The sequence below is a fragment of the Pseudomonas putida genome, assembly GCF_026625125.1.
Lineage (GTDB): Bacteria > Pseudomonadota > Gammaproteobacteria > Pseudomonadales > Pseudomonadaceae > Aquipseudomonas > Aquipseudomonas putida_X.
This window is the reverse complement of sequence record NZ_CP113097.1, coordinates 1,977,450-2,002,568: the sequence shown is the minus strand read 5'-3', so window position 1 is coordinate 2,002,568 and position 25,119 is coordinate 1,977,450. Positions and strand designations below refer to the sequence as shown.

26 protein-coding genes are annotated in these 25,119 nt (G+C 55.2%); 19 read left to right on the top strand and 7 right to left on the bottom strand.

All coding sequences use genetic code 11. The features are described from left to right. Positions 1-172 precede the first annotated feature (172 nt). A complete protein-coding gene (locus OSW16_RS09125) occupies positions 173-1,096 on the bottom strand; it encodes a LysR family transcriptional regulator (RefSeq protein ID WP_267822475.1) in 924 nt (307 codons plus the stop codon). A 131-nt stretch (positions 1,097-1,227) separates the two neighbouring features. Between OSW16_RS09125 and OSW16_RS09120 the strand changes: the two genes are divergently transcribed. Both OSW16_RS09120 and OSW16_RS09115 read left to right on the top strand, forming a co-directional pair. Next, positions 1,228-2,193, top strand: a complete 966-nt coding sequence (locus tag OSW16_RS09120) for an aldo/keto reductase (protein WP_267822473.1) — start codon at positions 1,228-1,230, stop codon at positions 2,191-2,193. Positions 2,194-2,205: 12 nt separating this feature from the next. Beyond that, positions 2,206-2,787 carry a hypothetical protein gene (locus tag OSW16_RS09115; RefSeq protein ID WP_267822471.1) on the top strand — a complete coding sequence of 194 codons (582 nt, stop codon included), beginning with the start codon at positions 2,206-2,208 and terminating at the stop codon, positions 2,785-2,787. A 98-nt stretch (positions 2,788-2,885) separates the two neighbouring features. On the opposite strand, the gene hpaR (OSW16_RS09110) is transcribed toward OSW16_RS09115, so the two are convergent. Beyond that, complete coding sequence (gene hpaR / locus OSW16_RS09110; protein WP_267822469.1) at positions 2,886-3,308, bottom strand: homoprotocatechuate degradation operon regulator HpaR; 423 nt, start codon at positions 3,306-3,308, stop codon at positions 2,886-2,888. Between the two features lie 265 nt (positions 3,309-3,573). Here hpaR (OSW16_RS09110) and OSW16_RS09105 point away from each other — a divergent pair, with 265 nt between their 5' ends. From OSW16_RS09105 to hpaI, 7 genes are all read left to right on the top strand, one after another. Next, positions 3,574-4,245, top strand: coding sequence for a fumarylacetoacetate hydrolase family protein (locus OSW16_RS09105; protein ID WP_267822466.1), 672 nt, complete (start codon positions 3,574-3,576; stop codon positions 4,243-4,245). Next, complete coding sequence (locus OSW16_RS09100; RefSeq protein WP_267822464.1) at positions 4,242-5,009, top strand: fumarylacetoacetate hydrolase family protein; 768 nt, start codon at positions 4,242-4,244, stop codon at positions 5,007-5,009. Before OSW16_RS09105 ends, OSW16_RS09100 begins: the two co-directional genes overlap by 4 nt. Before the next feature lie 5 nt (positions 5,010-5,014). Continuing rightward, entirely contained in the window at positions 5,015-6,475 is a 1,461-nt protein-coding gene (gene hpaE / locus OSW16_RS09095; RefSeq protein ID WP_267823925.1) for a 5-carboxymethyl-2-hydroxymuconate semialdehyde dehydrogenase, read from the top strand. Between the two features lie 88 nt (positions 6,476-6,563). Continuing rightward, positions 6,564-7,487, top strand: coding sequence for a 3,4-dihydroxyphenylacetate 2,3-dioxygenase (hpaD, locus tag OSW16_RS09090; protein WP_267822462.1), 924 nt, complete (start codon positions 6,564-6,566; stop codon positions 7,485-7,487). Positions 7,488-7,549: 62 nt separating this feature from the next. Beyond that, positions 7,550-7,960, top strand: a complete 411-nt coding sequence (locus OSW16_RS09085; protein ID WP_267822460.1) for a 5-carboxymethyl-2-hydroxymuconate isomerase — start codon at positions 7,550-7,552, stop codon at positions 7,958-7,960. Between the two features lie 39 nt (positions 7,961-7,999). Continuing rightward, positions 8,000-8,803, top strand: coding sequence for a 2-oxo-hept-4-ene-1,7-dioate hydratase (gene hpaH, locus OSW16_RS09080; protein ID WP_267822458.1), 804 nt, complete (start codon positions 8,000-8,002; stop codon positions 8,801-8,803). A gap of 18 nt (positions 8,804-8,821) precedes the next feature. Next, the gene (gene hpaI, locus OSW16_RS09075; protein ID WP_267822456.1) at positions 8,822-9,616 is read left to right on the top strand and encodes a 4-hydroxy-2-oxoheptanedioate aldolase; all 795 of its coding nucleotides are present in this window, start codon (positions 8,822-8,824) and stop codon (positions 9,614-9,616) included. Positions 9,617-9,653: 37 nt separating this feature from the next. Here hpaI and hpaR (OSW16_RS09070) read toward each other — a convergent pair whose 3' ends face one another. Together hpaR (OSW16_RS09070) and OSW16_RS09065 are read right to left on the bottom strand one after the other, a co-directional pair. Further along, positions 9,654-10,031 carry a homoprotocatechuate degradation operon regulator HpaR gene (gene hpaR, locus OSW16_RS09070; protein WP_418942180.1) on the bottom strand — a complete coding sequence of 126 codons (378 nt, stop codon included), beginning with the start codon at positions 10,029-10,031 and terminating at the stop codon, positions 9,654-9,656. Between the two features lie 235 nt (positions 10,032-10,266). Further along, on the bottom strand, positions 10,267-10,587 hold the full coding sequence (locus tag OSW16_RS09065) for a 2Fe-2S iron-sulfur cluster-binding protein (RefSeq protein ID WP_267822453.1): 321 nt from the start codon (positions 10,585-10,587) through the stop codon (positions 10,267-10,269). A 601-nt stretch (positions 10,588-11,188) separates the two neighbouring features. On the opposite strand from OSW16_RS09065, the gene OSW16_RS09060 reads away from it, so the two are divergent. The 9 genes from OSW16_RS09060 to OSW16_RS09020 all read left to right on the top strand — a co-directional run bounded on the left by OSW16_RS09060 (position 11,189) and on the right by OSW16_RS09020 (position 19,538). Continuing rightward, on the top strand, positions 11,189-12,556 hold the full coding sequence (locus OSW16_RS09060; protein WP_267822451.1) for an aromatic ring-hydroxylating oxygenase subunit alpha: 1,368 nt from the start codon (positions 11,189-11,191) through the stop codon (positions 12,554-12,556). A 1-nt stretch (position 12,557) separates the two neighbouring features. After that, positions 12,558-13,355, top strand: a complete 798-nt coding sequence (locus OSW16_RS09055) for an SDR family NAD(P)-dependent oxidoreductase (protein ID WP_267822449.1) — start codon at positions 12,558-12,560, stop codon at positions 13,353-13,355. Further along, positions 13,352-13,900, top strand: coding sequence for a 3-phenylpropionate/cinnamic acid dioxygenase subunit beta (locus tag OSW16_RS09050; protein WP_267822447.1), 549 nt, complete (start codon positions 13,352-13,354; stop codon positions 13,898-13,900). Before OSW16_RS09055 ends, OSW16_RS09050 begins: the two co-directional genes overlap by 4 nt. Next, positions 13,900-14,082, top strand: coding sequence for a hypothetical protein (locus OSW16_RS09045; protein WP_267822445.1), 183 nt, complete (start codon positions 13,900-13,902; stop codon positions 14,080-14,082). Before OSW16_RS09050 ends, OSW16_RS09045 begins: the two co-directional genes overlap by 1 nt. A 4-nt stretch (positions 14,083-14,086) precedes the next feature. Further along, entirely contained in the window at positions 14,087-14,497 is a 411-nt protein-coding gene (locus OSW16_RS09040; RefSeq protein ID WP_267822443.1) for a hypothetical protein, read from the top strand. A 3-nt stretch (positions 14,498-14,500) separates the two neighbouring features. After that, positions 14,501-15,712, top strand: coding sequence for an NAD(P)/FAD-dependent oxidoreductase (locus OSW16_RS09035; RefSeq protein WP_267822441.1), 1,212 nt, complete (start codon positions 14,501-14,503; stop codon positions 15,710-15,712). A 101-nt stretch (positions 15,713-15,813) separates the two neighbouring features. Continuing rightward, on the top strand, positions 15,814-16,272 hold the full coding sequence (locus OSW16_RS09030; RefSeq protein ID WP_232894108.1) for a MarR family transcriptional regulator: 459 nt from the start codon (positions 15,814-15,816) through the stop codon (positions 16,270-16,272). Between the two features lie 177 nt (positions 16,273-16,449). Then, the gene (locus OSW16_RS09025) at positions 16,450-18,123 is read left to right on the top strand and encodes a thiamine pyrophosphate-dependent enzyme (protein ID WP_267822437.1); all 1,674 of its coding nucleotides are present in this window, start codon (positions 16,450-16,452) and stop codon (positions 18,121-18,123) included. Next, on the top strand, positions 18,120-19,538 hold the full coding sequence (locus tag OSW16_RS09020) for an aldehyde dehydrogenase family protein (RefSeq protein ID WP_267822435.1): 1,419 nt from the start codon (positions 18,120-18,122) through the stop codon (positions 19,536-19,538). Before OSW16_RS09025 ends, OSW16_RS09020 begins: the two co-directional genes overlap by 4 nt. Before the next feature lie 114 nt (positions 19,539-19,652). Here OSW16_RS09020 and OSW16_RS09015 read toward each other — a convergent pair whose 3' ends face one another. The 3 genes from OSW16_RS09015 to OSW16_RS09005 all read right to left on the bottom strand — a co-directional run bounded on the left by OSW16_RS09015 (position 19,653) and on the right by OSW16_RS09005 (position 23,162). After that, complete coding sequence (locus OSW16_RS09015; protein ID WP_267822433.1) at positions 19,653-20,798, bottom strand: alpha-hydroxy acid oxidase; 1,146 nt, start codon at positions 20,796-20,798, stop codon at positions 19,653-19,655. A 182-nt stretch (positions 20,799-20,980) separates the two neighbouring features. After that, positions 20,981-21,742, bottom strand: coding sequence for a class II aldolase/adducin family protein (locus OSW16_RS09010; protein ID WP_267822431.1), 762 nt, complete (start codon positions 21,740-21,742; stop codon positions 20,981-20,983). 73 nt (positions 21,743-21,815) lie between these two features. Beyond that, positions 21,816-23,162 (bottom strand): MFS transporter, encoded by a 1,347-nt coding sequence (locus tag OSW16_RS09005; protein ID WP_267822429.1) that lies wholly within the window; start codon positions 23,160-23,162, stop codon positions 21,816-21,818. Positions 23,163-23,814: 652 nt separating this feature from the next. Between OSW16_RS09005 and OSW16_RS09000 the strand changes: the two genes are divergently transcribed. Beyond that, complete coding sequence (locus OSW16_RS09000) at positions 23,815-25,068, top strand: OprD family porin (RefSeq protein WP_267822427.1); 1,254 nt, start codon at positions 23,815-23,817, stop codon at positions 25,066-25,068. The last annotated feature ends 51 nt before the right edge of the window (positions 25,069-25,119 follow it).

Below are 25,119 nucleotides of genomic sequence, written 5' to 3'. Positions count from 1 at the left end.
CCAAGCCGAATGGCTGTCGACGAAGTGCGGTTCAGGGAAACCGTACGTGGAGATCGGTTGGAATTTAATGCGCAGATCCGGGACGTGGTTGTGAACAACGTGCATAAATCAGCCCAGCGACGGGCTGGTCAAATTCAGGTTCCGCGTTCTTCGTGGGATAGGCGGCACTCAACTATAGCTGAGTCGGCAATTTCCGATTGATGCGTTTCTCAAGGCTGTCCCGTAGCAACCGAAACACAGTGAGAACTCGACGCGGAGTGACTGTTCGTTGAGGGCGATAAAGGTAGATCGGCCAAGTGGTTCGCTCAATCTCCGGCAGCACCTCCACTAATTCGCCGCGAGCCAGAAACGGTTCACAGCTCACCTCCTGAATCGCACTGAATGTGCGTCCACAAAGTGCCGCGTCGAGCTGACTGTACACATCAGCCGCAATGAATCGCGGTTTGGCGGGCTGGAACTGAAGGTCTGGCCGGATATACCAAGGCCAAGGCCTCCCAGAATTCGGATTTAGGACGACCCCTAATGGGAAGCTCTTCTGCAGGTCTTCCAGGTCGCGAGGAATGCCCACACGCTCGATGAGTGCCGGCGAAGCTACGATACGGTCCTGGGTGCCGCCGACGTAGCGAACAATCCAGCGGTTGTCTGTCGGGTGACCCAAGCGAACACCTACGTCAATCTGCTCGCTGACAACGTCCAGCGCGGTGAGCGTAGGCCGCCAATCGAGTGTCAGCTGAGGGAATTCCGCGATGCCTTCAATGAGGTCTTTCAGCACTTCTCGCATCAAGGGGAATTCGGGGACGGTCACTCGGACAACACCGACCATTTCATCCGAGGAAGGTATACGGCGGTATTCAAAAAGCTGATCACTGTCCGCGATCAGTTGTCGAGCCTGGGGCAACAACTGCTCCCCAAAGGTGCTGAGGCGAATCTGGCGGGTACTTCGCTGAAACAGGACCTCACCCAATTCCTTCTCCAAGGCTGCGATGGTACGCGTAACCACCTGAGGGGACATGCCCAATCGTATGCCAGTTTCTCGGAATTGAAGGGTCTCTGCGGCCACACAGAATACCTTCAAGGCATCGAGACGATTCAGCATGGTTACACCTGGAGGAATTATAAAATCCAATACTATCAATTTTTTGTTAACGATCACCCGACTAAGCTGATCCCCTGTCATTCACTGTGATTGGATTCAGGGCTTTCTTGCGATCCAACAGGAGGAAAGCAATGCAGTTTCGCAAACTCGGAACGATTGAGGTTTCAGCGATTGGTCTTGGATGCATGGGATTCAGCCACGGCTACGGAGAGGGGCCGGATCGTAGCGAGTCAATCAAGCTGATCCGCCAAGCTTATGAGCTTGGCTGCACTCACTTCGATACTGCTGAAGGCTATGGTCACGGTGATAATGAGGTCCTTCTCGCCGAAGCCCTCAAACCCTTCCGGGAGCATATCGTCGTGGCGACTAAATTCTATATCGACAAGGCCTCAGCAGAGGCTCCGGTGGAATCTCAAATTCGCCAGCATCTGGAAGCCTCTCTCAAGCGCCTGGGGACTGATCACGTCGAGCTTTACTACCAGCATCGGATCAGTCCACATATTCCAGTCGAAGACATTGCCCTCACCATGCAAAAGCTGATCGACGAGGGAAAAATTGGGGGTTGGGGCCAGTCTCAGCCCACGGCAGAGCAGATCCGCCAAGCTCACGCCGTAACGCCTTTGTCCGCCGTCCAAAGCGAATACTCCATGATGGAGCGGATGTTCGAACAGGATGTAATCCCGGCCTGCAAGGAGCTAGGTATTGGCTTCGTACCCTTCTCGCCATTGGCGAGTGGATTCCTCTCTGGAAAAGTGCAGGCAGATGCCACGTTCCAAGGTGACGACGTTCGCCGAGTAATCACTCGCTTCTCGCCCGATAACATGGCTGCCAACCAACCGTTGCTCGACCTCTTGCACCAGTTTGCCAAGGAGAAAGGTGCAACGCCTGCCCAGGTGTCACTTGCCTGGATGCTCGCCAAGGAGTCATTCATTGCCCCGATACCAGGATCGCGCAAAGCCGCCCGGATCGAGGAGAATTTGGGTGCAGCAGATGTAGCCCTCACCAAAGCGGAATTCCAAGCGCTGGAGGCTGAGCTTTCAAAGCTGAGCATTCACGGCAACCGGACCGATGCAGACATCGCCAAACTCTACAAATGAGTGAAATAGGCCGTGATGACGACGTTTGGTGAGTGGCGACAGACAGACCTGTCGAGCCTCCAACGAGATACAGATGTTGCCATCCGGTCTGTTCTTGTTGAGCCGCACCTTTATCCTTTTCTGCAATTGCTTCCCGCCATCGGGATTAACAAACCAACGAGAGAACAGTTAATTCTGGTGCTTGGGCCGACATATGCCTTCAAGCACCTGGCCGATTCGCAAGGCTCGATGGCCTGGCTGAGATTCCGCATTGAGGGTGATCAATATCAACTGGACTCCTCGCCAGGTTACGATTTCACGCAAGCAGCGAATGCAGGGGGGCGCTCGCTGCGTCTTACCTCCCTAAAGGCACAGACGCTAGGTAGAACAGAGCAATTCCTGGAGTCCCAACGTTGGCTTGACGAGGTAGATATCCCGATCGCTGTCGATCGCCCTTACCACGGAGACGCAAGCGCATACCCGATCGACCCTAGTGGGGAGCTTTACACCCATGCCGCTACCTTGCAGAGCGCGTGGCCGGACGGTATGCCCTATTGTGTCAGGGTGTTCTACGCCTCAATCTGCAACAAGGTCCTGTTCATCTACCAGTGGTAAACTGGTTGCTGGTCCGCATTAAATTTCCTTCCGATGGCAATTTTCCCATCGTGCGCTCGCCGTTTTGGGATGTGCCACCAAGCGTGGTCGGAGGTTCGTCAGGGAGCTACGGTTTTGAGTTCATCCAGTAGTTTGAGAAGCTGGCCGAGTTTTTCCTCCCCGAACTGTTCAACCAGGCGACGATAGTTACTCTCCATATCGCCAGACATTTCGACGAAACGTTGCTGTCCCTGCTCCGTCAATCCTACCAATACACGTCGTTGGTCTTCGGGTGAACGCCAGCGGCGAACCAGGCCATCTCGCTCTAAGCGGGTAAGTACTCCTGACATACTTGGTTTGAGAATGCAGGTTGCCTTCGCCAATTGATGACTTTCCAGTTCTCCTTGCTGCCGAAGAATGCGGATGACCCGCCACTGCTGCTCCGTGAGGTCTCGGGCATTCAGTGACGGACGGAAAAAGGCCATAGCCGCTTCCCTCCCCTGAAGAAGAGATAAGGTCAGCGAAGGTCTTGGGCTAGACATATAGTATTCATGTGAACTAAATGTTCGATAGCTTAGGCAAGTCGTTATCCCCGCGCAAGCTCTCTCGCCGCCGTACCCTCCGCGACATCAAGCAGTGAAGGCCCTGCCTTCGCTGACCCTCAAGATCACAGAGCCCTTCGTCAGAATCAAATCTAGCCATCATCACTGCGCTTGACCATTGTTAACATCTTAACTATAAAGGAAACATGTTTACCAATCTGGTCGCCACCCTCATGATGCGATCAGACCCACCAGGAGACAGTTGATGCCCCCTATTCCGCACGCTAGAGCGAACGGAACCCTCTTCGGGATCGCGCTGAACTACAAAGGTCTGCTTGATCAACACCTAGCTGACTTCCACAAGCCGCCGTACAAGCAGCCCCCCCTGAAGCCGGTCTTGTTCATCAAGACACCTAACACTCGCAACGAGCATAAGGGTGTGGTTGTTCGCCCCACCGGAGAACGCCTTCAGCCTGGTCCAGCTCTCGGGGTTGTCATTGGTAAGCGCGCAAGCCGAGTGAAAGAAGCCGACGCTCTGAGTCACGTTGCCGGCTACGCCATCGTTAATGAATTCAGCCTCCCAGAAGACAGTTATTACCGACCAGCGGTGAAGGCCAAGTGCCGCGACGGCTTCTGCGCTGTCGGCGAACAAATCATCCCTGCCAATGAAATTGCTACGCCCCAAGACCTCACCATCAAGCTCTACGTAAACGGCAAGGTTGTTCAGGAAAATACCACCGCTAATCAGGTGCGCTCCGTTGCGCGCCTGATTGCCGAGCTGAGCGAGTTTATGACCCTCGACGAGGGCGACGTGTTGATCACCGGGACCCCAGAAGGTCGCGTGGATGTTCAGCCAGGAGATTTCGTGGAGGTTGAAATCACAGGCCTTGGCCGCCTGGCGAACACCATCGTCGCCGAGTCGGAGGACCAGGCATGAAGCACGCACGCATCCGTTATGAAGGCAATGTCCACAGTGTCACCGTCGAGGCCGATAACACCTTGCGCCTGGCCGATGGCCGGCTGCTGGCCGAGCATCAGGTCGAGTGGCTGCCACCCGCCACCGGCAGCATGTTCGCCCTGGGCCTGAACTACGCCGACCACGCCCGCGAACTGGCCTTCACCCCGCCCACTGAGCCGCTGGCCTTCATCAAGTCGCCAGGCACCTACACCGGCCACGACCAGGTCACCTGGCGCCCGGACAACGTCGAGTACATGCACTACGAGTGCGAGCTGGTCGCGGTCATCGGCAAGCCGGCAAAAAACGTCAAGCGCGAAAACGCCCTCGACTACGTCGCCGGCTACACCGTGTGCAACGACTACGCCATTCGCGACTACCTCGAGAATTACTACCGCCCCAACCTGCGGGTGAAGAACCGCGACGCCACCACCCCGGTCGGGCCGTGGATCGTCGATGCCGCCGACGTGCCGGACGTCAGCAACCTCAAGCTGCGCACCTGGATCAACGGCGAGCTGAAGCAGGAAGGCACCACCGCGGACATGATCTTCGACATTCCGTACCTGATCGAATACTTCTCCAGCTTCATGACCCTGCAACCCGGCGACATGATCGCCACCGGCACCCCGGAAGGCCTGGCCGACGTGGTACCAGGCGATGAAGTGGTGGTGGAAGTGGAAGGCGTGGGCCGGCTGGCCAACCGAATCGTCAGCGAAGCTGATTTCTTCAAGAACAACAAGGCATGAGCAGCATGATCAAGCACTGGATCAACGGCCGTGAGGTCGAAAGCAAAGACACCTTCGTCAACTACAACCCGGCCACCGGCGACGCCATCTGCGAAGTCGCCAGCGGCGGTGCCGAGGAAGTCGCCCAGGCTGTCGCCGCGGCCAAGGAAGCCTTCCCCAAGTGGGCCAACACCCCAGCCAAGGAACGTGCCCGACTGATGCGCAAGCTGGGTGAGTTGATCGACCAGAACGTGCCGAAGCTGGCCGAACTCGAGACCCTGGACACCGGCCTGCCGATCCACCAGACCAAAAACGTGCTGATCCCCCGTGCCTCGCACAACTTCGATTTCTTCGCCGAAGTCTGCACGCGCATGGACGGCCACACCTACCCGGTCGATGACCAGATGCTCAACTACACCCTGTACCAGCCCGTGGGTGTGTGTGGTCTGGTGAGCCCGTGGAACGTGCCGTTCATGACCGCCACCTGGAAGACCGCGCCATGCCTGGCCTTGGGCAACACCGCGGTGCTGAAGATGAGCGAGCTGTCGCCGCTGACCGCCAACGAACTCGGCCGCCTGGCGGTCGAGGCCGGCATTCCCAACGGCGTGCTGAACGTGATCCAGGGCTACGGCGCCACCGCCGGTGACGCCCTGGTCCGCCACCCGGACGTACGCGCCATTTCCTTCACCGGCGGCACCGCCACGGGTCGCAAGATCATGCAGACCGCTGGCTTGAAGAAATACTCGATGGAGCTGGGCGGCAAGTCGCCGGTGCTGATCTTCGAAGATGCCGATCTGGAGCGCGCGCTGGACGCAGCCTTGTTCACCATCTTCTCGCTCAACGGCGAACGCTGCACCGCCGGCAGCCGGATCTTCATCCAGGAGAGCGTGTACCCGCAGTTCGTCGCCGAGTTCGCAGCGCGCGCCAAGCGCCTGATCGTCGGCGACCCGACCGATCCGAAGACCCAGGTCGGCTCGATGATCACCCAGCAGCACTACGACAAGGTCACCGGCTACATCCGCATCGGCATCGAGGAGGGCGCACGTCTAGTTGCCGGTGGCCTGGAGCGCCCGGCGGGCCTACCGGCGCACCTGGCCAAGGGGCAGTTCATCCAGCCCACCGTGTTCGCCGACGTGAACAACAAGATGCGCATTGCCCAGGAAGAAATCTTTGGCCCGGTGGTCTGCCTGATCCCGTTCAAGGACGAAGCCGAGGCGCTGCAACTGGCCAACGACACCGAATACGGCCTGGCCTCGTACATCTGGACGCAGGACATCGGCAAGGCCCACCGCCTGGCACGCGGCATCGAGGCTGGCATGGTGTTCATCAACAGCCATAACGTGCGCGACCTGCGTCAGCCATTCGGTGGCGTGAAGGGGTCCGGCACTGGCCGCGAGGGTGGACAGTACAGCTTCGAAGTGTTCGCCGAGATCAAGAACGTTTGCATCTCGATGGGCAGCCACCACATCCCGCGCTGGGGGGTGTGACTCTTTCCACTGAGCCGGGAATTGAGGCAGTTCTGACGGATCGCCAACGTGCCGGCTCGGTGGCCTTACAACAAGAAGGAGATTCATCATGGGCAAGCTGGCACTCGCAGCCAAGATCACTCATGTCCCCTCCATGTACCTGTCCGAGTTGCCTGGGCCGCGCCATGGCTTCCGCCAAGCCGCGATCGATGGGCACTATGAGATCAGTCGCCGCTGCCGTGAGCTGGGTGTAGACACCATCGTGGTATTCGACACCCATTGGCTGGTCAATGCTAACTACCATGTGCTGTGCGGGCCGCATTTCAAGGGCCTCTATACCAGCAATGAGCTGCCGCATTTCATCAGCAACATGGAATACGAGTTCCCCGGCAACACCGAGCTCGGCAAGCTCCTGGCCGAGGAATGCAATCGCTTCGGTGTCGAGACCATGGCCCACCATGCGACCACCCTGGGCCCCGAGTACGGCACCTTGGTGCCGATGCGCTACATGAACCAAGACCAACACTTCAAGGTGATCTCGGTCTCAGCACTCTGCACCTTCCACTATCTGGCCGACAGCGCCCGCCTCGGCTGGGCCATGCGCAAGGCGGTGGAAGATCACTACGATGGTACCGTTGCCTTCCTAGCCAGCGGATCGCTTTCGCACCGTTTTGCTCAAAACGGCCAGGCCCCGGACTTTGCAACGAAGGTATGGAGTCCATTCCTGGAAACCCTCGACCATCGCGTGGTGCAGATGTGGGAGAACGCTGAATGGGATGAGTTCTGCGGGATGCTGCCAGAGTACGCGGCCAAGGGCCACGGCGAAGGCTTCATGCACGACACGGCAATGCTGCTTGGCGCCCTTGGCTGGTCGAAATATGACGGCCACGCCGAGATAGTGACTCCCTACTTCGGCTCTTCGGGCACCGGTCAGATCAATGCGATCTTCCCGGTCACTCCGCAGGATGGCTCGGCCATTCCATCAGCACAGGCTGCCAATCCGGGCGCAGTGGTATCAACCAGCCGCTTGTGAACCGCCCCCGCGCCTGCCCTCCATAAGGACGGCAGGTTGCCGCCCTGACGAGGATCTACGTCATGCCCCACCTGGTACTGCTCTACACCCCCGATCTGGAACGCGATGCCGACATTCCTGGCCTGTGCCGCGCCCTGGCAGACTGCATGCTCGAACAGCGTGACGATACTGGCAAGACCGTGTTCCCCGTCGGTGGCACCCGCGTGCTGGCCTACCCCGCAGCCCACTGCGCGGTGGCTGACGGCAGCGGTAACTTCGGCTTCCTATATGCCAACCTGCGCATGGGAAGTGGCCGCAGCAAGTCGGTGCACAACAGCGTCGGGGACAGCTTGCTGCAGGTGCTGAAAAGCCGCCTAGACGAGCTGCTGCAAGAGCGCCCGATCGGCATCACTTTGCAAATCGACGAGAGCACCCAGCAAGTGTTCGACGCCAAGCACAGCACCTTACACCCCCTATTCAATCGCCCGGCCTGACACCTGCCGCGCGCTGCTCACCTTCTAAAGAGACAAATCATGCTTGATAACACCTTCATCCAGCAGGCCGCTGAGCGACTCGACCAGGCCGAACGCACTCGTGAACAGGTGCGCCAGTTCTCTCTTGACCAACCTGCGATCAGCATCGAAGACGCGTACGCCATCCAACGAGCTTGGGTTGCCAAGAAGATTGCAGCTGGCCGCAAGCTGGTAGGACACAAGATCGGCCTGACGTCTCGAGCCATGCAAGTTTCCTCTAACATTACCGAGCCTGATTACGGCGCGCTGCTCGATGATATGCTCTTCGACGAAGGCACCGACATTCCCTTCGAGCGCTTCATCGTACCTCGCGTAGAAGTCGAGCTCGCTTTCATTCTGGGCAAGCCTCTCAAAGGGCCGAACTGCACTGTGTTCGATGTTCTTGAGGCCACCGAATGGGTGATTCCAGCACTGGAGATCATCGACGCACGGATCCAACAGGTAGACCCGCAGACGCAGGCTACTCGCAAGGTCTTTGACACTATCTCCGACAACGCAGCAAACGCCGGCGTGGTTATGGGCGGTCGCCCCGTCCGTCCGACCGACATCGACCTGCGCAAGGTTCCAGCAGTCCTTTACCGAAATGGGGTAATTGAAGAATCCGGTGTTAGCGCAGCAGTTTTGAACCATCCCGCGAAGGGTGTGGCTTGGCTCGCCAACAAGCTGGCCCCATACGACGTTACGCTTGAACCAGGTCAAATCATTCTAGGCGGCTCGTTCACTCGACCTGTCGCGGCACGCCCAGGCGACACTTTCCACGTGGACTACGACATGCTGGGCAGCATTGCCTGCCGCTTCGTTTAATTGCAGGAGCTCCTAGCAATGAAAAACTCATTCAAAGCACGCCTGAAATCCGGCGAGCCACAAATTGGTCTGTGGCTCGGACTTGCAGATGCCTATTGCGCGGAACTGGCTGCCAATGCAGGTTTCGACTGGCTCCTGCTGGATGGAGAACACGCGCCAAACGACATCCGCTCACTGCTTAGCCAGCTGCAGTCGGTAGCCCCCTACCCCTCACAACCCGTAATTCGTCCGGTCGTTGGCGACACAGCACTGATCAAGCAGGTCTTGGATATCGGGGCTCAAACATTGCTGGTTCCAATGGTCGAGACAGCCGAACAAGCACAGCACCTGGTGCGCTCCGTCACCTATCCGCCATCTGGAATCCGGGGGGTTGGCAGCGCCCTTGCCCGCGCCTCTCGCTGGAACACCCTACCTGACTACCTGAACCAGGCGGACCAAGAGATCTGCCTTCTGGTGCAGATCGAGAACCGTGAGGGTCTCGATAATCTGGATGCGATCGCTGCGGTCGAGGGCGTAGATGGTGTTTTCATCGGCCCTGCCGACTTGTCTGCAGCAATGGGGTATCGAGGCAACCCTGGCCACCCAGAGGTTCAGGCTGCAATCGAAGATGCGATCGTTCGAATCTGTAAGGCAGGGAAAGCCGCAGGCATTCTCAGCGCGGATGAGAAGCTTGCTCGTCGCTATCTCGAGCTTGGCGCCACGTTCGTGGCTGTAGGTGTGGACACAACTGTCTTGATGCGCGGGCTACAAACTCTCGCAGCACGCTTCAAAGATACTCAGCTTCCACTTCAGAATGGCGGGGGCGTGTACTAACCCACTCTCTGCACCAAGTGCTAATTACGCAGCCCCCTCAAACCTGGTTGACGGGGCTGACCCTCTTGAGCTCGTCCAACAAGTCCAAGAGATCTCGCAGACTGTCCCTACCCAATCCCATCTCCAGCCGGTCATAACACTGGTTGATGTCTTGCTCAACCAGCCCGTAAAGCGCTTGCCCATGGCTCGATAGGCTAACCAAGACGCATCGCTGATCGACCTCTGAACGCTGCCGGCTCACCAACCCTTGAGACTCCATTCGCTTAAGAATCCCAGTCAAACTCGGCTGGAGAATACAAACCAGCTCTGCCAGTCGGTACATCTCTGTTTGGCCGTTCTGATGAAGGACACGGATCACCCGCCACTGCTGACTGGTAACGCCATACTTGTTGAGTACGGGCCGGAAGAAGCTCATTGCCGAAGCCCGAGCCTGGAGCAATGCGAGCGTGAGGGAGACTCGATAGGTTGAGTTAGACATTTGAATCCACAGAGAAGCATGCCAGCGCCTTGTGCGAGGAGCAGATATCGGAATAGAGAGCGCATGGGATGGAACTCGAAACATCAATGGGCCCGAATCCTCGGCAAGGGATCTATGCTATTTGATCAGGCCCGTTGAGTAGCATTGAGTCGATAACAAAGCTTACGAGGACTCAGCCTTGGCTAGACGGCAGTCGCACGACCAAGCCGTCCAAACTCGGACTTACCTTCACCTGGCAACCGAGCCTGGAGTTTTCCTTCGCCTCAAAGGCGAACTCCAACATGCCCTCTTCGTCACCCTCTGCAGGCCCGACCGTGTCGAACCACGGCTCCTCGATATAGCAGTGACAGGTTGCACACGAGCATGCACCACCGCACTCGGCTTCCATGCCCTTCACACCGTTTCGGACTGCTGCATCCATCAGCGAGTGGCCATCGGCGGCATCCACTTGCTTTTCAATCCCATCAGGCTGGATGAACGTAATTTTTGTCATTTTTAGCGCCTCTGCACAGTTAACATGTTAACCAAGTAAACGCTATTCACAAGGTTCTGGCAAGCCCCTTTACCCTCCATTTGTCACCTCTTTCCGATCCTTCTCTGGCCTCGAAATCACTTGATTATGCGATGCAAAAAACGCAGCAAAGTCAATGGATACGCACCTCGCAGCCACTTTGCAAGCGGCTAAAATAGACCCAAAGGCATCAGAAACGAAACGGCAATTTAGTTAACATGTTGACTTTTGGCCTTTGCAGGAATAGCCTCGAAATCAAGCCGTACTTGCTCAAGCGAATGAGGCGGCGAGCAGAACCAAAAAAACAAGAACCTGGCCTCAAAATCAGGAAGGACTGCCATGAACCGTTGCGCTTGTCTGACATTCCCCGAACCGCTGGCGCCCAAACCAGCCGGCGCCACTGCCTTTCCTCAGCCGGAGCCCTCCGCGCTGAAAGGCTATCAAGCTGAGCCCCGTGCTTTTGATTGATCGACGTTCCGAACACCCAGCATTGCGCTGAGGGTGAGGTCGTTGCGTGGCTGCCTGACACATCAGCAACCGGTCGAGCAAAGCCTAAATATTTCATCCACGATAGGCATGACAAATGAACATCATCGCTTCAACAGGAAAATTTGTTGACGTCGAAAACGGCGTTATCGATCGTAAGATTTTCTCTGATGCAGATATCTACAAAAAAGAGCTGGAAACGGTTTTTGCTCGCGCCTGGCTGTTCGTTGGTCACGAAAGTCAAATCCCGAACCCGGGTGACTTCTTCTCTTCCCGCATGGGTGAAGAGTCGGTTCTCCTGGTTCGTGACAAGGCCTCGAAAGTCCACGTGTTCCTGAACTCCTGCCGCCATCGCGGCATGAAGGTGTGCCGCTACGAGTCCGGGAACACCTCGCTGTTTACCTGCCCTTATCACAGCTGGACATTCTCGACCGATGGCCAACTCCGTGGCGTGCCAATGGCCAAGGACATCTACGGTGACTGCTTCGATAAAGCCGACTGGTCGCTGATTGAGGTCGCCAAACTGGCAATCTACAAGGGCACCGTGTGGGCCACGTGGGATCCGGAAGCACCTGAGTTCATGGACTACCTGGGCGATGCGGTCACTCACTTGGATCTCGCCCTGGATCATCGTGACGGTCGTCCAGGTGGATCGGAAGTGGTTGGCGTCCACAAATGGATCTTCCCTGCCAACTGGAAATACGCTGCTGAGAACTTCCTCGGCGATACCTACCACAACCCAAGCCACCGGTCGGTTGACCTGATCGGCATCGGCCCTTCGGCTGAGCAGGGCGTGAAAGGTCGCCGTGACAACGAGCTGGAATTCTCCAAACACGTGTGGGTCAGCTTCCCGCACGGCCATGGCGTGCACTCAGCCGTTCAACCTGAAGGCCAGGAGTATGTCGAGCAGTTCAAAAATGACCCGGAAATCGAGCAGTACTTCCGCGACAACTTCAATAAGCGCAAAGCTGCCAAAGGTGACGCTTACCGTCTGCGTCCATTCGTAGGCACGATCTTCCCGAACACCTCGTTCCATGGCACCCAGCCGCGCAGCCTCTGCGTGTGGCACCCACACAGCCCAAATGAAACTGAAGGATGGCGCTTCTTCCTGGTAGACGCTGATGCGCCCGAGAAGGTTAAGGACTTCCTGCGCCACTACTACATGCGCTATTCGGGCCCTGCTGGCATGACCGAACAGGACGACATGGAGAACTGGCTGTACGCCACGAAAGCTTGCGGCGGCACCATTTCCAAGCGCTACCCATTCAACTATCAGCAGTCGCTGAACAAAAACACGACCGACCCAATCGTGAACGGCCTGCGCATCAAAGGCGACGTGAGCACCTCAGTCACCGAGCACATGGCGCGCGGCTTCTACCTCCGTTGGCAGGATTACATCTTCGAGAAGGACTGGAGCGTACTCAGCGGCGAGCACGACCCACGTTTCCAGAACCGGAGCGAGTGAAATGAGCAAAGTAGTCATCGTTTCTGGTGGCACTTTCGGCCTGGGCCATGGCGTCGCCATGGGCCTTGCCAGGTCGGGCTACCAGGTAGTGGCCTTTGGCATTGGCCAAAAACAGGCAGGCAGCATTGCGACCAATACCATCGACGCAATGAATCAGGACGCCAGGGCCGAAGAGCTTTCGCTCATCGCGCTGGAGGCCGACGTTACGCTTGAGGCCGATGTAGATCGTGTCATTAACACGACTCTCGAAGCCTATGGGCGTATCGATGCCGTGGTGAACAACGCCGCAATTGGCCCACTGGGTACGGTATTGAATACGGCGCCAGAGCTTTGGGACAAGATCCTCGCAGTCAACCTGCGCGGCCCGTACCTGATGGCTCGAGCAGCCATCCCCCACATGGAAAGCCAAGGTGGCGGAAGCATCGTCAACGTGGGATCCGGTGCAGGTTGGGGGAAACCCAATATGGCGGCGTACGCCGCCAGTAAGGGTGGCCTCGTTGCCCTGAACGCCGCCCTGGCTCTTGATCACTTCTCGCAAAAGATCCGCGTGAACATGGTCATACCTGGTGGCGGCGGAATTGATGCCGGCATGACCCGAGGCCGACTCGAAGAGGCTGGTGCTGCATTCCCGACCAATTTCGTGGGGTCAGTGGCAGGCCGCGCGATTAATGGCGAGGACATGATGGCAGCCATCCGCTTCCTCATTTCGGATGATGCCCAAGCAATCAGCGGCACCATCATCGATGTGGGCTGTTTCGCTCACCAAGGCTCCTCTATTCCATTGGGTAAACACTCATGAGCACCAAAGAATTCCTGACCGAGCATCTGGACATCACGCCAGAGATCGCGAGCTTCTTCTACTACGAAGCCGATCTCATGGACGAGCGCCGCTACAACGAGTGGCTTGAGCTGCTGCATGAAGACATCAAGTACTTCATGCCCATGCGCCGCAACGTCAAGTTCGGCCAGCACGCAGAAAAAGAGAACACCAAGCTGGGCTCGGATATCAGCTGGTTCGACGAAGGCAAATGGACACTCACCAAACGCGTCGAGCAAATCCTGACGGGCGTTCACTATGCGGAGGAGCCGCTGTCGCGGATCTCGCATCTGATCACCAACGTACGCGTCCTGGAGCAAAACAAGGATGAGAACGGCCTGCGCACGGTGAAAACCAGCTGCCGCTTCATGGTCTACCTCAACCGCGTTGAGTACGAGGTCAACACCATGGTTGGCAAGCGCTACGACACCCTGGTTGAGACCGCACATGGCTGGCGTGTACTTGAGCGAGAAATCATCCTCGATCAAAACGTCCTACTCGTTAAAAACCTGACTGCATTCTTCTAATGACTATGATCAATCTCTACGAAATCAAACCAGGCGACAAACTTGTCATCAAAGGCGGACGCCACGTCGTCTGCGTTGAAAACATGGGCGATGGGCAGTGGGTTGAAGTTGAAGACTCCAGTGGCCGCGAGCTTATTCATAGCCAGGACATCGTCGAACACGCAACCCAAGAAGAGATCTAAAGCCATGCTGCGCTTTCACTATATGCCGAGCGACTTTCACCCATTGCTGCTAATTGTAGGGGAGCGCAGCGACGTTTCACAGCTTCAAGAATTCTTCTATGCACTGTCGATCAATCCACGCGATGTAGATATCAAGGAGCTCGCCTTTGTCGCATCGGCAACTCACGATATCACCATCAAACTGGTGGATGACCACCGGACACGGGGCTTGATCCTCCATCGAACCCCAGAATCTCGCCTGGAATGGGAAATCGACCGAGAAGCTGCGGGGATGTTTGCTGAAGAAATCGCAGAATCTCTCGACTCCGGCAACAAGTCGGGCTCAAGCTTCTTGGAAATTGGATACGTTGGAGAGATTCGCGCCAAAGTGATGTTTGGTGAATTTGACGATAGCTACTTGCTGCCCGGAGTATAAGAAATGAAAGTTGTGATTGTCGGAGCAGGCCAAGCCGGAGCAACTTGCGCATTCCGCCTTAGAGAGCATGGCTTTCAAGGTGAGGTTGCCATAATTGGTGAGGAGGCGGTTCACCCCTATCAGAGGCCACCTCTGTCGAAGAAATACCTTAATGGGCTCGCACCGATCGATGACCTCTTCATCCGACCGGCGCACAGCTACGATGAGGAAAAAATCGACGTCCATCTCAATCTCAAGGTCGAGAGTGTCGATACTCAGCGCAAAGAGGTCATCACTCAGGCTGGCCAGGCGTTCCCCTACGACAAGCTTGTCTTCGCAACGGGTTCGCGTGCACGCCCCTTGCCGGGGCTGCCAAGCGAAGGCCTGAAGAACGTCTATACATTCCGTGACTTGAAGGATGCGGATGCGCTGAACAGCTACCTGCAGCCAGGAAAGCGCATGGTGATCATCGGCGGTGGCTACATCGGGCTGGAAATCGCTGCTGTCGCACGCGCATCCGATGTCGAGGTGGCGGTAATTGAGCGAGCAGAACGAATTCTTCAGCGCGTGGCCTGCCAGGAAACCTCCAATTTTGTTCGTCACTTCCACTGCAAGCGTGGTGTGCGGATTTTCGAAGGTGCTGAGGTTGCGCGATATGACGTCCAGGACGGTGCCGTATCCAGCGTTCTACTCCAATCTGGAGAAGAGCTGCCGGCAGACGTCTTGGTAGTTGGCATCGGCATCATTCCAAACGCCGAACTCGCTAGCGCAGCAGGTGTTGAGCTGAAGCTGGATGCCATCAAGGTCGATGCGCAGTGCCGCACCTCCGTCGACTCCATCTATGCGATCGGTGACTGCACTAGCTTTGATTTCAACGGCAGAACCATTCGACTGGAATCGGTGCAGAATGCTCTAGAGCAGGCCGACACAACCGCCCGGGACATCTTGGGCCTCGCTGGCAGCTACGCTCCGAAACCTTGGTTCTGGTCTGACCAATATAGCTACAAAATGCAAATCGCAGGCCTGAGCTTTGATCACGACCACGTGATCTCCCGGATCACTCCGGATGGCTCAAGCGCAAGCTTCTGGTACTTCAAAGGCGAAGTACTACAAGCCGTCGATTCGATCAGTGATCCACGCGCGTTCATGCTGGCCAAAAAATTCGTGGGCACTGCCGTGGCGAAAAAAGGGCATCTGCCTGACAACAGCCAAGATTTGAAAACAATCTTTTCATAATCGCTGACATCTTGGTTTTCTTGACTTTTCTGCTGCGGTACGATTCAGCACAGGGGCGTCTTCAGACGTCCAGTAAATGACTTGAAAACCAGGATAAAAGCATGTCACCCACAGATCAGAATCTGGACTTTCGATACGCCGAGCACTCTTTAGCTCTTGCGTGTCTGCGCGCCAGAGACGCGGTGGTTTCAAACTTCTCGCCAATTCTGCAGGAGCTGAACGTCACCGAGCAACAATGGCGAGTAATGCGCATTTCGTTTGAGTATGAGGAGATTCCATTCGCTGACTTGTGCCGATTGAGCTGCATTCACAAAGTCAGCATGGCGCGTATTGTTTCGGCTCTAAGCGACCTGGGCTGGATGGAGAAGCAAAAATCTCAGGTTGATATGCGCGCTTATACCGTTTCATTGACGGCTGAGGGGCGCAAAGTAGCCCAACGCGCGGCGGATGCGACTCAAGCGATTTATGACGATTTGTTCGAGCGATATGGCCGCAAGAAAGCCGAATTGCTGCTAGAGCTTTTGAAAGACCTGGAAAAAATTAGACGCCAACCAGGGTAGTTTATGCTTCGCTGTGCTTTCCGTGAGCCATGCATGCGACCATGTCGCTCTTACCCAGAGCGACTAAGCATTTAAACATACCCACCATGCCTCTAAGAGCTACAAATGGAGACTGCGCTTGCTCCTCCATAAAATTCGCAATCTTAAAAACAATCGATACTTAGAGAGTGCCTTGCAATGAAAAAAACTGGTGGAATGATCTTTACGGAAAGCCTGATTCGTAACGGCGTCAAAGATCTCTTCATGATCCCTGGCATTCAGCTCGACTGGGCTGTAGACGCTCTGCGCCAGAAGGATGGCGAGGTGAAGCTGTTCGTTCCCCGCCACGAGCAAACCACGACTTACATGGCGGATGGTTACTTCCGTGCGTCCGGCAAAGTCGGCACCGCGATGGTCGTACCAGGCCCAGGCGCTCTCAACGCAGGCGCAGGCCTCTCGACCGCCTATGCCTCCAACTCTAAGGTTATGTTCCTGACCGGACAGATCTGCTCCAAAGGCATCGGCAAAGGCTACGGCCTGCTCCACGAGATCAAAGATCAGACCGGCTTCGTTGCTGGCTTGACCAAGTGGAACACCCTGGTTCAAAAGGGCGAAGATATCCCAAGTGCTGTGGACGAGGCGTTCGCGCAGATCAACCAAGGCCGCCCCCGCCCAGTCGGCGTCGAAGTCCCGCACGATTTCCTGCAAGAAAGCTACGACCTGCCTGATGTAGCACCGGAGGTGCCAACCCTGGCTGTCGCTAAGCTCGATCAGACGCTGATCAACGATGCTGTAGCACTGATCAACGAGGCCAAGCTGCCAGTGATCTATGCAGGTGGCGGATCGCTGTCCACCGCTTCGCGTGCAGGTATCTTGGCCCTGGCTGAAAAAATCGGCGCCCCAGTGGTCATGAGCGACAATGGTCGTGGCGCCATCAGTGATCGTCACCCTCTTGCGATGAACTCGCTTGCTGGCCGTGCTGTATTCGAATATGCGGACTTGGTACTCGTGCTGGGCAGCCGCTTCATGGACGTGCTGAGCCCTGACACTTCCTGGCCAATGGAGAAGGCCAAGTTCATCTTCGTCAACATCGACGCTGATGACATGACCGCTCCTCGCACGCCAAGCGTCGCCATCGAAGCTGATCTGGGCGATGTAGTTCCTGTGATCGCCAACTTGGTCAAGGCTCATAAGGCCCTAACCAATGAGCAAGCCCTGTCTGTGAAAGATTGGGCCTCGCAACAGATTGAGGAAATTCAACCGCAGGCCAGCTATGTCGCTCAGCTGCGCAACGCGATGCCTGATGATGCAATCTTCGTCAACGAACTGACTCAGATTGGTTACCTGGCACGTATCGCCTTCCCGGTGTATGAGCCTCGTACCTACATTGGCCCAGGCTACCAAGGCACTCTGGGCTACGGTTTTCCGGTTGCCCTGGGCGCTGCAGTGGGTGGCGATGGCCGTCGCGTTGTATCGATTACCGGTGACGGCGGCTTCGGCTGGAACCTCCAGGAACTGGCTACCGCCAACCGCTACAACCTGCCTATCACCTTGATCGTCTTCAACGACGGGCATTACGGCAACGTTCGCGCTATCCAGAAGCGTCAGTTTGGCGCTGAAGTGGCGGTAGAGCTGGCCAACCCTGATTTCGGACTGCTGGCACAGTCCTTTGGCGTCGACTTCGTTTCGGTAGACAACCCGGAAGATCTGGGCAAAGCAGTCAGCGAGTCGATCACCAAAGACGGCCCACTGATGATCGAAGTAAAAGTTGGGGTGATGCCAAGCCCATGGCACCTGCTGCGCCTGCAGCCGCTCGGTGGCGTGGCTGCCCCTAACACTCCAGCCAACCCCCTGAAGGCCGTATTCTCATGATCGAATACAACAAGTTCTTCAGCCAGGGCAGCGCTTCGCGCTGCTCCGGCAACACTGGCTATGACGTGGTCTCCCCCGTCCTCGGTCGTGTGGTGGGTCGAGTTACCTTCGCCTCGCTGGCAGACGTCGATGATGCTATTTCGAGCGCGAAGCAGGGTCACCGTACCTGGAGCAAGAGTTCTCTTTCCGAGCGAAAAACAGCGCTCTCCGAGCTATCGACTGCGCTCTCGGCTCGCAATGAAGACATTGCAGAAGCTCTGGCCCTAGAGATAGGTTGCCCGAAATTCCTGGGGCAAAGCATGCAGCTTGGCATGGCGACCAAAGGCATTGAGCTGGCGATTGAAGGCATTGATCAGATCAGCTGGGAAGAGACTATCGGTAATGGCCGGGTTCAGCGCGTAGGTGCAGGCGTTGTAGCAGCTCTGACACCATGGAACTTCCCACTGCATCAGATTGTGGCCAAGGTTGCCGCTGTGATCGCTGCTGGTTGCTCAGTAGTGCTCAAGCCCAGCGAAGTGAGCCCTGGTGTTGCTGAGATCTTTGCCGAATGCGTAGCCGAGACTTCGCTGCCGGCAGGTGTGTTCAACATGGTCTGGGGCGGCGCCGATGTCGGTGAGTACCTCGTCACTCATCCCGACATCAACCACGTGAGCTTTACGGGCTCCACGCCCGTAGGCAAGGCAATCATGGTGAAGGCGGCTGAAAGCCTTAAGCGCCTAACGCTTGAGCTCGGCGGCAAGTCTGCGGCGGTCGTCCTGGAAGATGCCGATCTTGATGCCGCCTTGCCTCACATCGTGCGCATGTCGCTGGCCAACTCTGGCCAGACCTGCGTCAGCCAGTCCAGGATTATTGCTCCACGCAAACTCGTTGCTGAAATCACCGAGCGCTACCTCAGCGAAGCCAGGCAATGGAAGCTCGGTGACCCTTGCCAGGCAGATACTCGATTGGGCCCAGTCGCCAACGAAAAGCAGTTCAGGCATATACAGCGCATGATACAGACAGCGCTCGACGCCGGCGCTGTTGTTCGCTCTACGGGAGACCTGCCCGTTGCCGGTTTTGAGAGAGGCTTCTTCATTGCCCCTACCATCGTGAGCAACGTCGACCCTGCTTCTGAGATCGCACAACAAGAGGTCTTCGGGCCTGTGGTTTGCCTGCTCCCGTACGACACCGAGGAAGAAGCGGTCGAAATCGCCAATTCCACAGATTACGGTCTCTCTGGTGCGGTTTGGTCGCGCGACCTGGAACGAGCGAATAAGGTGGCCGAACAGTTGCAGACCGGCCAGGTCATCATCAATGGGGCGCCTCAGAACCTGGCGACCCCTTTTGGTGGTTGGAAAAATTCCGGCTTCGGTCGGGAGAATGGCAAATTTGGCATCGAGGATCTATTAATCTTCAGATCAATCCAATGCGCGTAGATTTGTAACTTTCAGTTGTTGGAAGCCGGGGTTGCAAATCTCGGCTCCCAGCTCTTTATCCGAATGGCCTATACTTTAAAATCCCAACAGCCAACGCAATGGAATGGGAGCTTACTAGTTATAGGCTAGAATAGTTTGATTAACGCCGGCAATATTGCCAACGCCGGTCAGCGTCATCGCTCTGTCAAGTTCCTCGATGAGCAGTGATAGCGCCCTTCGTACTCCTACTTCGCCACCGACAGCAAGGCCGTAAAGATACGGCCGCCCAATAGAGCACGCAGTGGCACCCATGGCCAGCGCCCTTAAAATATGAGATCCCCGCCGTATTCCTCCGTCACATACGATAGCCGCTTCGCCACCAACGCTATCCGACACCTTACCAATTTGACTGATAGCAGAAACCGCGCCATCTAATTGCCGCCCGCCATGATTGGATATGAGGAGAGTATCACATCCAGCTTTCACAGCCTGGACTGCATCTTCAGCGGCTAATATACCTTTAACGGCCAATGACCCTTTCCAGTGACCCCTTAGCCAATCGATATCTTTCCATGTCAGTCCACGGTCGAATTGACTATTAACGAATTGACTAACACTTGGGCCGCCACTCATTGACGCTAACTGATCGCTCTTAAAATTTCCAAACTCGAAGCGATCAACGTTGCGCAAGGCGGATAATGACCAGCAGGGGCGGCGCGCAAATTTAAGAAGATTAGCCAATCCTAATCTAGGCGGCACGCTCATACCATTACGCCAGTCCCGTTCTCGGTTCCCTCCCATGGGAGTGTCCAGAGTCACAATCAACCCGTCGTAACCAGAAACACGCGCCCTTTCGATGAGATCAAGTGTAATCCCTTTATCTTTGAAAATATAGATTTGGAGAAGCTTCGGCCCGGTAGCGCAGCTAGCAACCTGTTCAATTGAATAGGTCGAGAGAGTCGAAAGGGAATAAGGGATGCCTAATGCTCCAGCAGCCCTCGCTACCGCTAGCTCTCCATCTCGATGGTACAGTCCGGACAATCCTGTCGGTGATATCATGATAGGCGCCGTGATATCTGAACCAAACAGCTTAGCGCCACGATAGATTCGACTGACATCCTTTAGCACTTTGGGTATGAGTTTAATTGCATCATAGTCACTCATGCTCTCGCGCAAAGTGGTTTCATCTTCCGCACCGCCATCCATGTATTCGAAGACAGGCTGAGGAAGTGACTGGCGAGCCGCACAACGAAGATCAAAAATATTACGATACTTTTCCACTAAAAGCCTCCGCCGACCATGGCGATCCACACCGCCCAATACCATGAGAACAAGTAGTAAACGCAGGAAGATCGAGAACTTATTTATAAAATACGAAAACAAAAAGGGCCAAGAGTTTTAACCCCTGACCCTGAATGCTAATGCCCTTGTCGCAAGAGCACAGAATATGATCGATCGCGCCGTCAGTGCTTATAAGCACTATCAATACGATCAACCAGGCGTGTCATCGCCGCGAAAACATCTTCACCAGCACCGTATTTTGGATTACTACTGAGTGTTTGTTTTGCGCACTGTTGGAGGACAGCTTCATCAATCGCGACCGCGCTGCCGAGCGCAGCGGTTGCCACTTGAACTTCACATGCGCGCTGCAACCGCCATAGCAGCGAAAATGCGTTGGCTATAGAGCTCCCCATCACCACCGGCCCGTGATTTTTCAACAGCAGCACCGGCTTTCCGTTGCTGCTCTCCAAGATTCTATGCCCCTCTTCTGCGTGAAGAGTAATACCTTCGAAATCATGGTAGGCCAACTTATTATACAGCATTGCCGCATAAAAATTGGTAAACTCTAAGCCTTTCTCACTGCAGCACACAGCCATCGTGGGTGTCGTGTGAATATGCATAACACAGTGAGCGTCCGGAACTTCTTTATGAATCACGCTATGAAAAGTAAAGCCTGCAGGATTGATTGGCCAATCTGAATGACCGATGATATTTCCTTCAATATCAACTTTCACCAAATTAGAGGCTGTCACTTCCGAATAGTGCAGCCCGAAGGGGTTAACTAGAAAACATTGCTCGGCACCTGGAACCTTGACCGAGATATGGTTATAAATGGATTCACTCCACCCCAACATATCAAAGATTCTGTAGCACGCGGCCAGCTTTACTCTTGCCGACCATTCCTCGTCACTGAAGCGCTGGGGACGCTCGTAGTAATTACTCATAACTATTCCTCAAATATCCTATAGCAGCTTAGCTTTAGCCAAGCGCACTGGTATACCTATTAAGCCCACATGGCTAGCCAGCGTCAGAGCGCGTCATGCCCTGCTGGACCTTCACAGCGATAACGAGCAATACGGCTGTAGTCAACATCCAGAACACGCCCAACCAGCCGGTAGCCACGTAGCTCCCTGTCGCCTCGCGGAGCATGCCATTGGCTGTTGGGCTAATCACCGATCCCAGAATCCCGCAGCAACTGATGGTGGCGATACCCATGGGCCTGGCGAGCCGAGACAGAATGGTTGGGGGGATTGTCCAGAGAATAGGCATGGCAGAAAATCCTCCTGCGGTCGCCGCAACCAGACCAATAAGCTGCAGGGAGGGATTACCGGTAAGGGTAGTAGCGAACCAACCAAGCGCAGACAAACTCGCGGCAAACGCGAAATGATGAGCACGCTCTTGGCGACGATCTGACGATCCACTCAGCAGCGGCATCATAATAATGGCTGCAAGTCCAGGAATTGCGGCTGCCAAACCAATATTAAGTACGCTCGATCCGCTAAATATTTCCCTGATGATCAATGGCGACCAAGTGCCCAGCGTACTCAAGCTCGCAACCAGAGCGAAATAAGCAAAACACGTTAACACGAAAGGAGTGTTGAGCAGTGGCTTAAGCGAAACTCGACTCTTCTCGACTTTGCCTGTCACCTGCTCAGAGGCTAGCTCAGCCGTCAATGCTTTGCTTTGCGCCTCCGTTAGCCAGCGCGCTTTATGAGGACCATCTGGCAGATACTTGAGCACCATCAGGCCCAGTATGATGGTAGGCAGAGCTTCAATGATAAACATCCACTGCCAGCCATGCATGCCAAGGTAGCCGTCCATTGATGCCAATATGCCGCCGGAGAGCGGCGACCCCAGCATTATGGCCATGGGCTGAGCAATCATGAAGAGCGCGTTAGCACGACCGCGCTTCGCTGCGGGGATCCAAAAGGTTAAGTAGAGCAGCACACCTGGGACAAAACCGGCCTCGGCAATCCCCAGCACAATGCGTGCAACATAGAGTCCCCATGGTCCCGTGGCGAGACAGGTGGCCATGGAAGCAAGCCCCCATGTGATCATAATCCGAGCGATCCACCGCCTAGCACCGAAGCGCTCAAGTAGCAGATTACTGGGGATTTCGAAGAAAAAGTAAGCTGCATAGAAGAGCGTGCCAGCCAGTCCGAACTGGGTAAGCGTCACGCCCAAGTCCGAGTTCATGGTGATGGCCGCAAATCCAAAATTTATACGGTCAATGTACGCCATGACATAGCAGGCAAATAATAGCGGCAGCAGATGTCTAAATGACTTTTTAACTGCTTCATCTAGCGCAGTGCGATCGTCCGCAGGTGCGCGGTGTTCCGGTGCATATGTTGCACTCTCCATCATTCTATTCTCCGCTCGGGATGTTGTTTTTTTTGTACACACGTAACCTCCTACAACGGCGGGGAGGTAGGCAGGTGGATCGAAGCTGCCAGGCACCTCTAGGAAATACCCAACAGAGATTTTTGTCAACATGTTCACTATTTTTCTAGGAGAGCCAATGGCCGAGCACACCGTCCGTCGCCCCTTCCATGGGGTGTAAAAAAATGAGCTTGCCGACCGATTTTGGCCACACAAAAGTCATAACCACTTGTTTTACAAAAGGAAAAACACAAAAAACTTGTGTAAATTCGGGCTCTCTGATCAGGCTAGAGCCCGTAATCTGATTGCAGATCGGCTGCATGGCGTTGCCCGCAAACCCAGCTGGCCTCGAAAAAAATGTGACAGAATATGGTAAACATGTTAATCATCTACTTGACGCTGAGCTGTCGGCGCCATCGCATTAGGACGGGTTCCTCCATTGGAGCTGGCAGCTAGCCGAAAAGAGTGGAGGTACTTGGAATCTAAAAGGTAACCGGAGCGAGAGGATTCGGTAAGCCGATCGCAAGATTCGCTTATGTAGAATAGTGAATCGTTTAACGGCTGCCAATTATTTGCCCCTGCCCTCGCCTCTCCAACGCAAGCTTGATAAGTGCCATAAAAATAAGAAGGTACCGCTATGACAAGCAAAATCGCATCAGCTGCGCTGATGGCTTTCCCTGTGTTTCTTGATTCGTCCTTCGTTTACGCCGACTTCATCAAAGACAGCAAAGTCGGCGCCGAATTTAGAAACTTTTATATTAACAAGGATTTCCGCCAAGAAAGTGCCTCTCAGAACAAAGCCGAAGAATGGGCGCAGGGCATGATAGTGCGGTTTAGCTCTGGTTTCACACCTGGAATGATTGGCGTAGGGTTAGACGCGCTTTTACTCACCGGCCTCAAATTAGACTCATCGCCTGACCGTAGAGGTACCGGCCTTCTTCCATACGGGGCATCCAATCGCCCGGAGGATAGCTATAGCGAGTTAGGCTTAACTGGTAAACTGCGGGTGAGCAAAACTGAAATATTGATAGGTACCTTGCAACCTAAGTTGCCGGTTGTCAATTTCAGCGACAGCCGGATGCTCCCATCCACCTACACCGGAACGATGATCAGCTCCAAAGAGTTGGATAACCTCACTATTAACCTCGGCCGCATCGAAAAAGAAAACCTGCGAGACTCGTCCAGCAATGATGACCTACTGTACTCACGAGTGGGGGCTTCACACTTAGACTATGCCGGGGCTGTCTATAGTGCTTCGCCAAGCTTTTCGCTCTCTTATTATGCTTCTCAGCTAGACGATATATACAGGCAGAGCTTCATAGGTGGCATCCACACCTACTCGTTCTCGAAAAGCATCTCACTGAAGTCCGATATTCGTTTCTTCCATTCGACGGATTATGGTGAAAAAAATCTTTCAAGCCCCTCTAGAGTCGATCGAGGAACAATTGATAATAATTTTTTCAGTGCCTTCGAGACCCTTTCGTGGGGTGCACATAAGTACACTATTGGCTACCAGAATCTTTCCGGGGATGGAGACTTCCCTTACTTAGGAGTAGTACCCTACTCCAATAACCTTTCGTTAATCGGTGCGTTTACTAAGGCCGATACTGATGCCATGCAGTATCGTTACGACTACGACTTCGCAGGGATAGGAATTCCGGGCCTCACATTGATGGCGCGTTATGTCAAGGCTTCTCATGTACGCACCGCTGCCGTCTCAAGCGGAACGGAGGCGGAGCGCAATATCGACCTGTCCTATGTCGTGCAAAGCGGTCCGTTGAAAAATGTGTCCGTTGCCTTGCGAAATGGTCGGTTTAGATCCGGCAGCGGCCTGACTAACGATATCGACGAAAATCGTATAGTAATCGGTTACACCTTAAGTCTCTGGTGATTTAGGTTGAACCTGGGGGTATTGGCCAGGGCTTTCCAAGCCCCCAGACAC

Excerpts from the sequence above, each read along its gene's own strand:
- hpaR (WP_267822469.1), bottom strand. The coding sequence starts at position 3,308 with ATGTCTAGCCCAAGACCTTCGCTGACCTTATCTCTTCTTCAGGGGAGG.
- OSW16_RS09035 (WP_267822441.1), top strand. The coding sequence starts at position 14,501 with ATGAAAGTTGTGATTGTCGGAGCAGGCCAAGCCGGAGCAACTTGCGCA.
- OSW16_RS09030 (WP_232894108.1), top strand. The coding sequence starts at position 15,814 with ATGTCACCCACAGATCAGAATCTGGACTTTCGATACGCCGAGCACTCT.
- OSW16_RS09020 (WP_267822435.1), top strand. The coding sequence starts at position 18,120 with ATGATCGAATACAACAAGTTCTTCAGCCAGGGCAGCGCTTCGCGCTGC.
- OSW16_RS09085 (WP_267822460.1), top strand. The coding sequence starts at position 7,550 with ATGCCCCACCTGGTACTGCTCTACACCCCCGATCTGGAACGCGATGCC.
- hpaR (WP_418942180.1), bottom strand. The coding sequence starts at position 10,031 with ATGAGCTTCTTCCGGCCCGTACTCAACAAGTATGGCGTTACCAGTCAG.
- OSW16_RS09120 (WP_267822473.1), top strand. The coding sequence starts at position 1,228 with ATGCAGTTTCGCAAACTCGGAACGATTGAGGTTTCAGCGATTGGTCTT.
- OSW16_RS09050 (WP_267822447.1), top strand. The coding sequence starts at position 13,352 with ATGAGCACCAAAGAATTCCTGACCGAGCATCTGGACATCACGCCAGAG.
- OSW16_RS09105 (WP_267822466.1), top strand. The coding sequence starts at position 3,574 with ATGCCCCCTATTCCGCACGCTAGAGCGAACGGAACCCTCTTCGGGATC.
- hpaI (WP_267822456.1), top strand. The coding sequence starts at position 8,822 with ATGAAAAACTCATTCAAAGCACGCCTGAAATCCGGCGAGCCACAAATT.
- OSW16_RS09000 (WP_267822427.1), top strand. The coding sequence starts at position 23,815 with ATGACAAGCAAAATCGCATCAGCTGCGCTGATGGCTTTCCCTGTGTTT.
- hpaE (WP_267823925.1), top strand. The coding sequence starts at position 5,015 with ATGATCAAGCACTGGATCAACGGCCGTGAGGTCGAAAGCAAAGACACC.
- hpaD (WP_267822462.1), top strand. The coding sequence starts at position 6,564 with ATGGGCAAGCTGGCACTCGCAGCCAAGATCACTCATGTCCCCTCCATG.
- OSW16_RS09010 (WP_267822431.1), bottom strand. The coding sequence starts at position 21,742 with ATGAGTAATTACTACGAGCGTCCCCAGCGCTTCAGTGACGAGGAATGG.
- OSW16_RS09060 (WP_267822451.1), top strand. The coding sequence starts at position 11,189 with ATGAACATCATCGCTTCAACAGGAAAATTTGTTGACGTCGAAAACGGC.
- OSW16_RS09005 (WP_267822429.1), bottom strand. The coding sequence starts at position 23,162 with ATGATGGAGAGTGCAACATATGCACCGGAACACCGCGCACCTGCGGAC.
- OSW16_RS09100 (WP_267822464.1), top strand. The coding sequence starts at position 4,242 with ATGAAGCACGCACGCATCCGTTATGAAGGCAATGTCCACAGTGTCACC.
- OSW16_RS09025 (WP_267822437.1), top strand. The coding sequence starts at position 16,450 with ATGAAAAAAACTGGTGGAATGATCTTTACGGAAAGCCTGATTCGTAAC.
- OSW16_RS09055 (WP_267822449.1), top strand. The coding sequence starts at position 12,558 with ATGAGCAAAGTAGTCATCGTTTCTGGTGGCACTTTCGGCCTGGGCCAT.
- OSW16_RS09065 (WP_267822453.1), bottom strand. The coding sequence starts at position 10,587 with ATGACAAAAATTACGTTCATCCAGCCTGATGGGATTGAAAAGCAAGTG.
- OSW16_RS09125 (WP_267822475.1), bottom strand. The coding sequence starts at position 1,096 with ATGCTGAATCGTCTCGATGCCTTGAAGGTATTCTGTGTGGCCGCAGAG.
- hpaH (WP_267822458.1), top strand. The coding sequence starts at position 8,000 with ATGCTTGATAACACCTTCATCCAGCAGGCCGCTGAGCGACTCGACCAG.
- OSW16_RS09040 (WP_267822443.1), top strand. The coding sequence starts at position 14,087 with ATGCTGCGCTTTCACTATATGCCGAGCGACTTTCACCCATTGCTGCTA.
- OSW16_RS09045 (WP_267822445.1), top strand. The coding sequence starts at position 13,900 with ATGACTATGATCAATCTCTACGAAATCAAACCAGGCGACAAACTTGTC.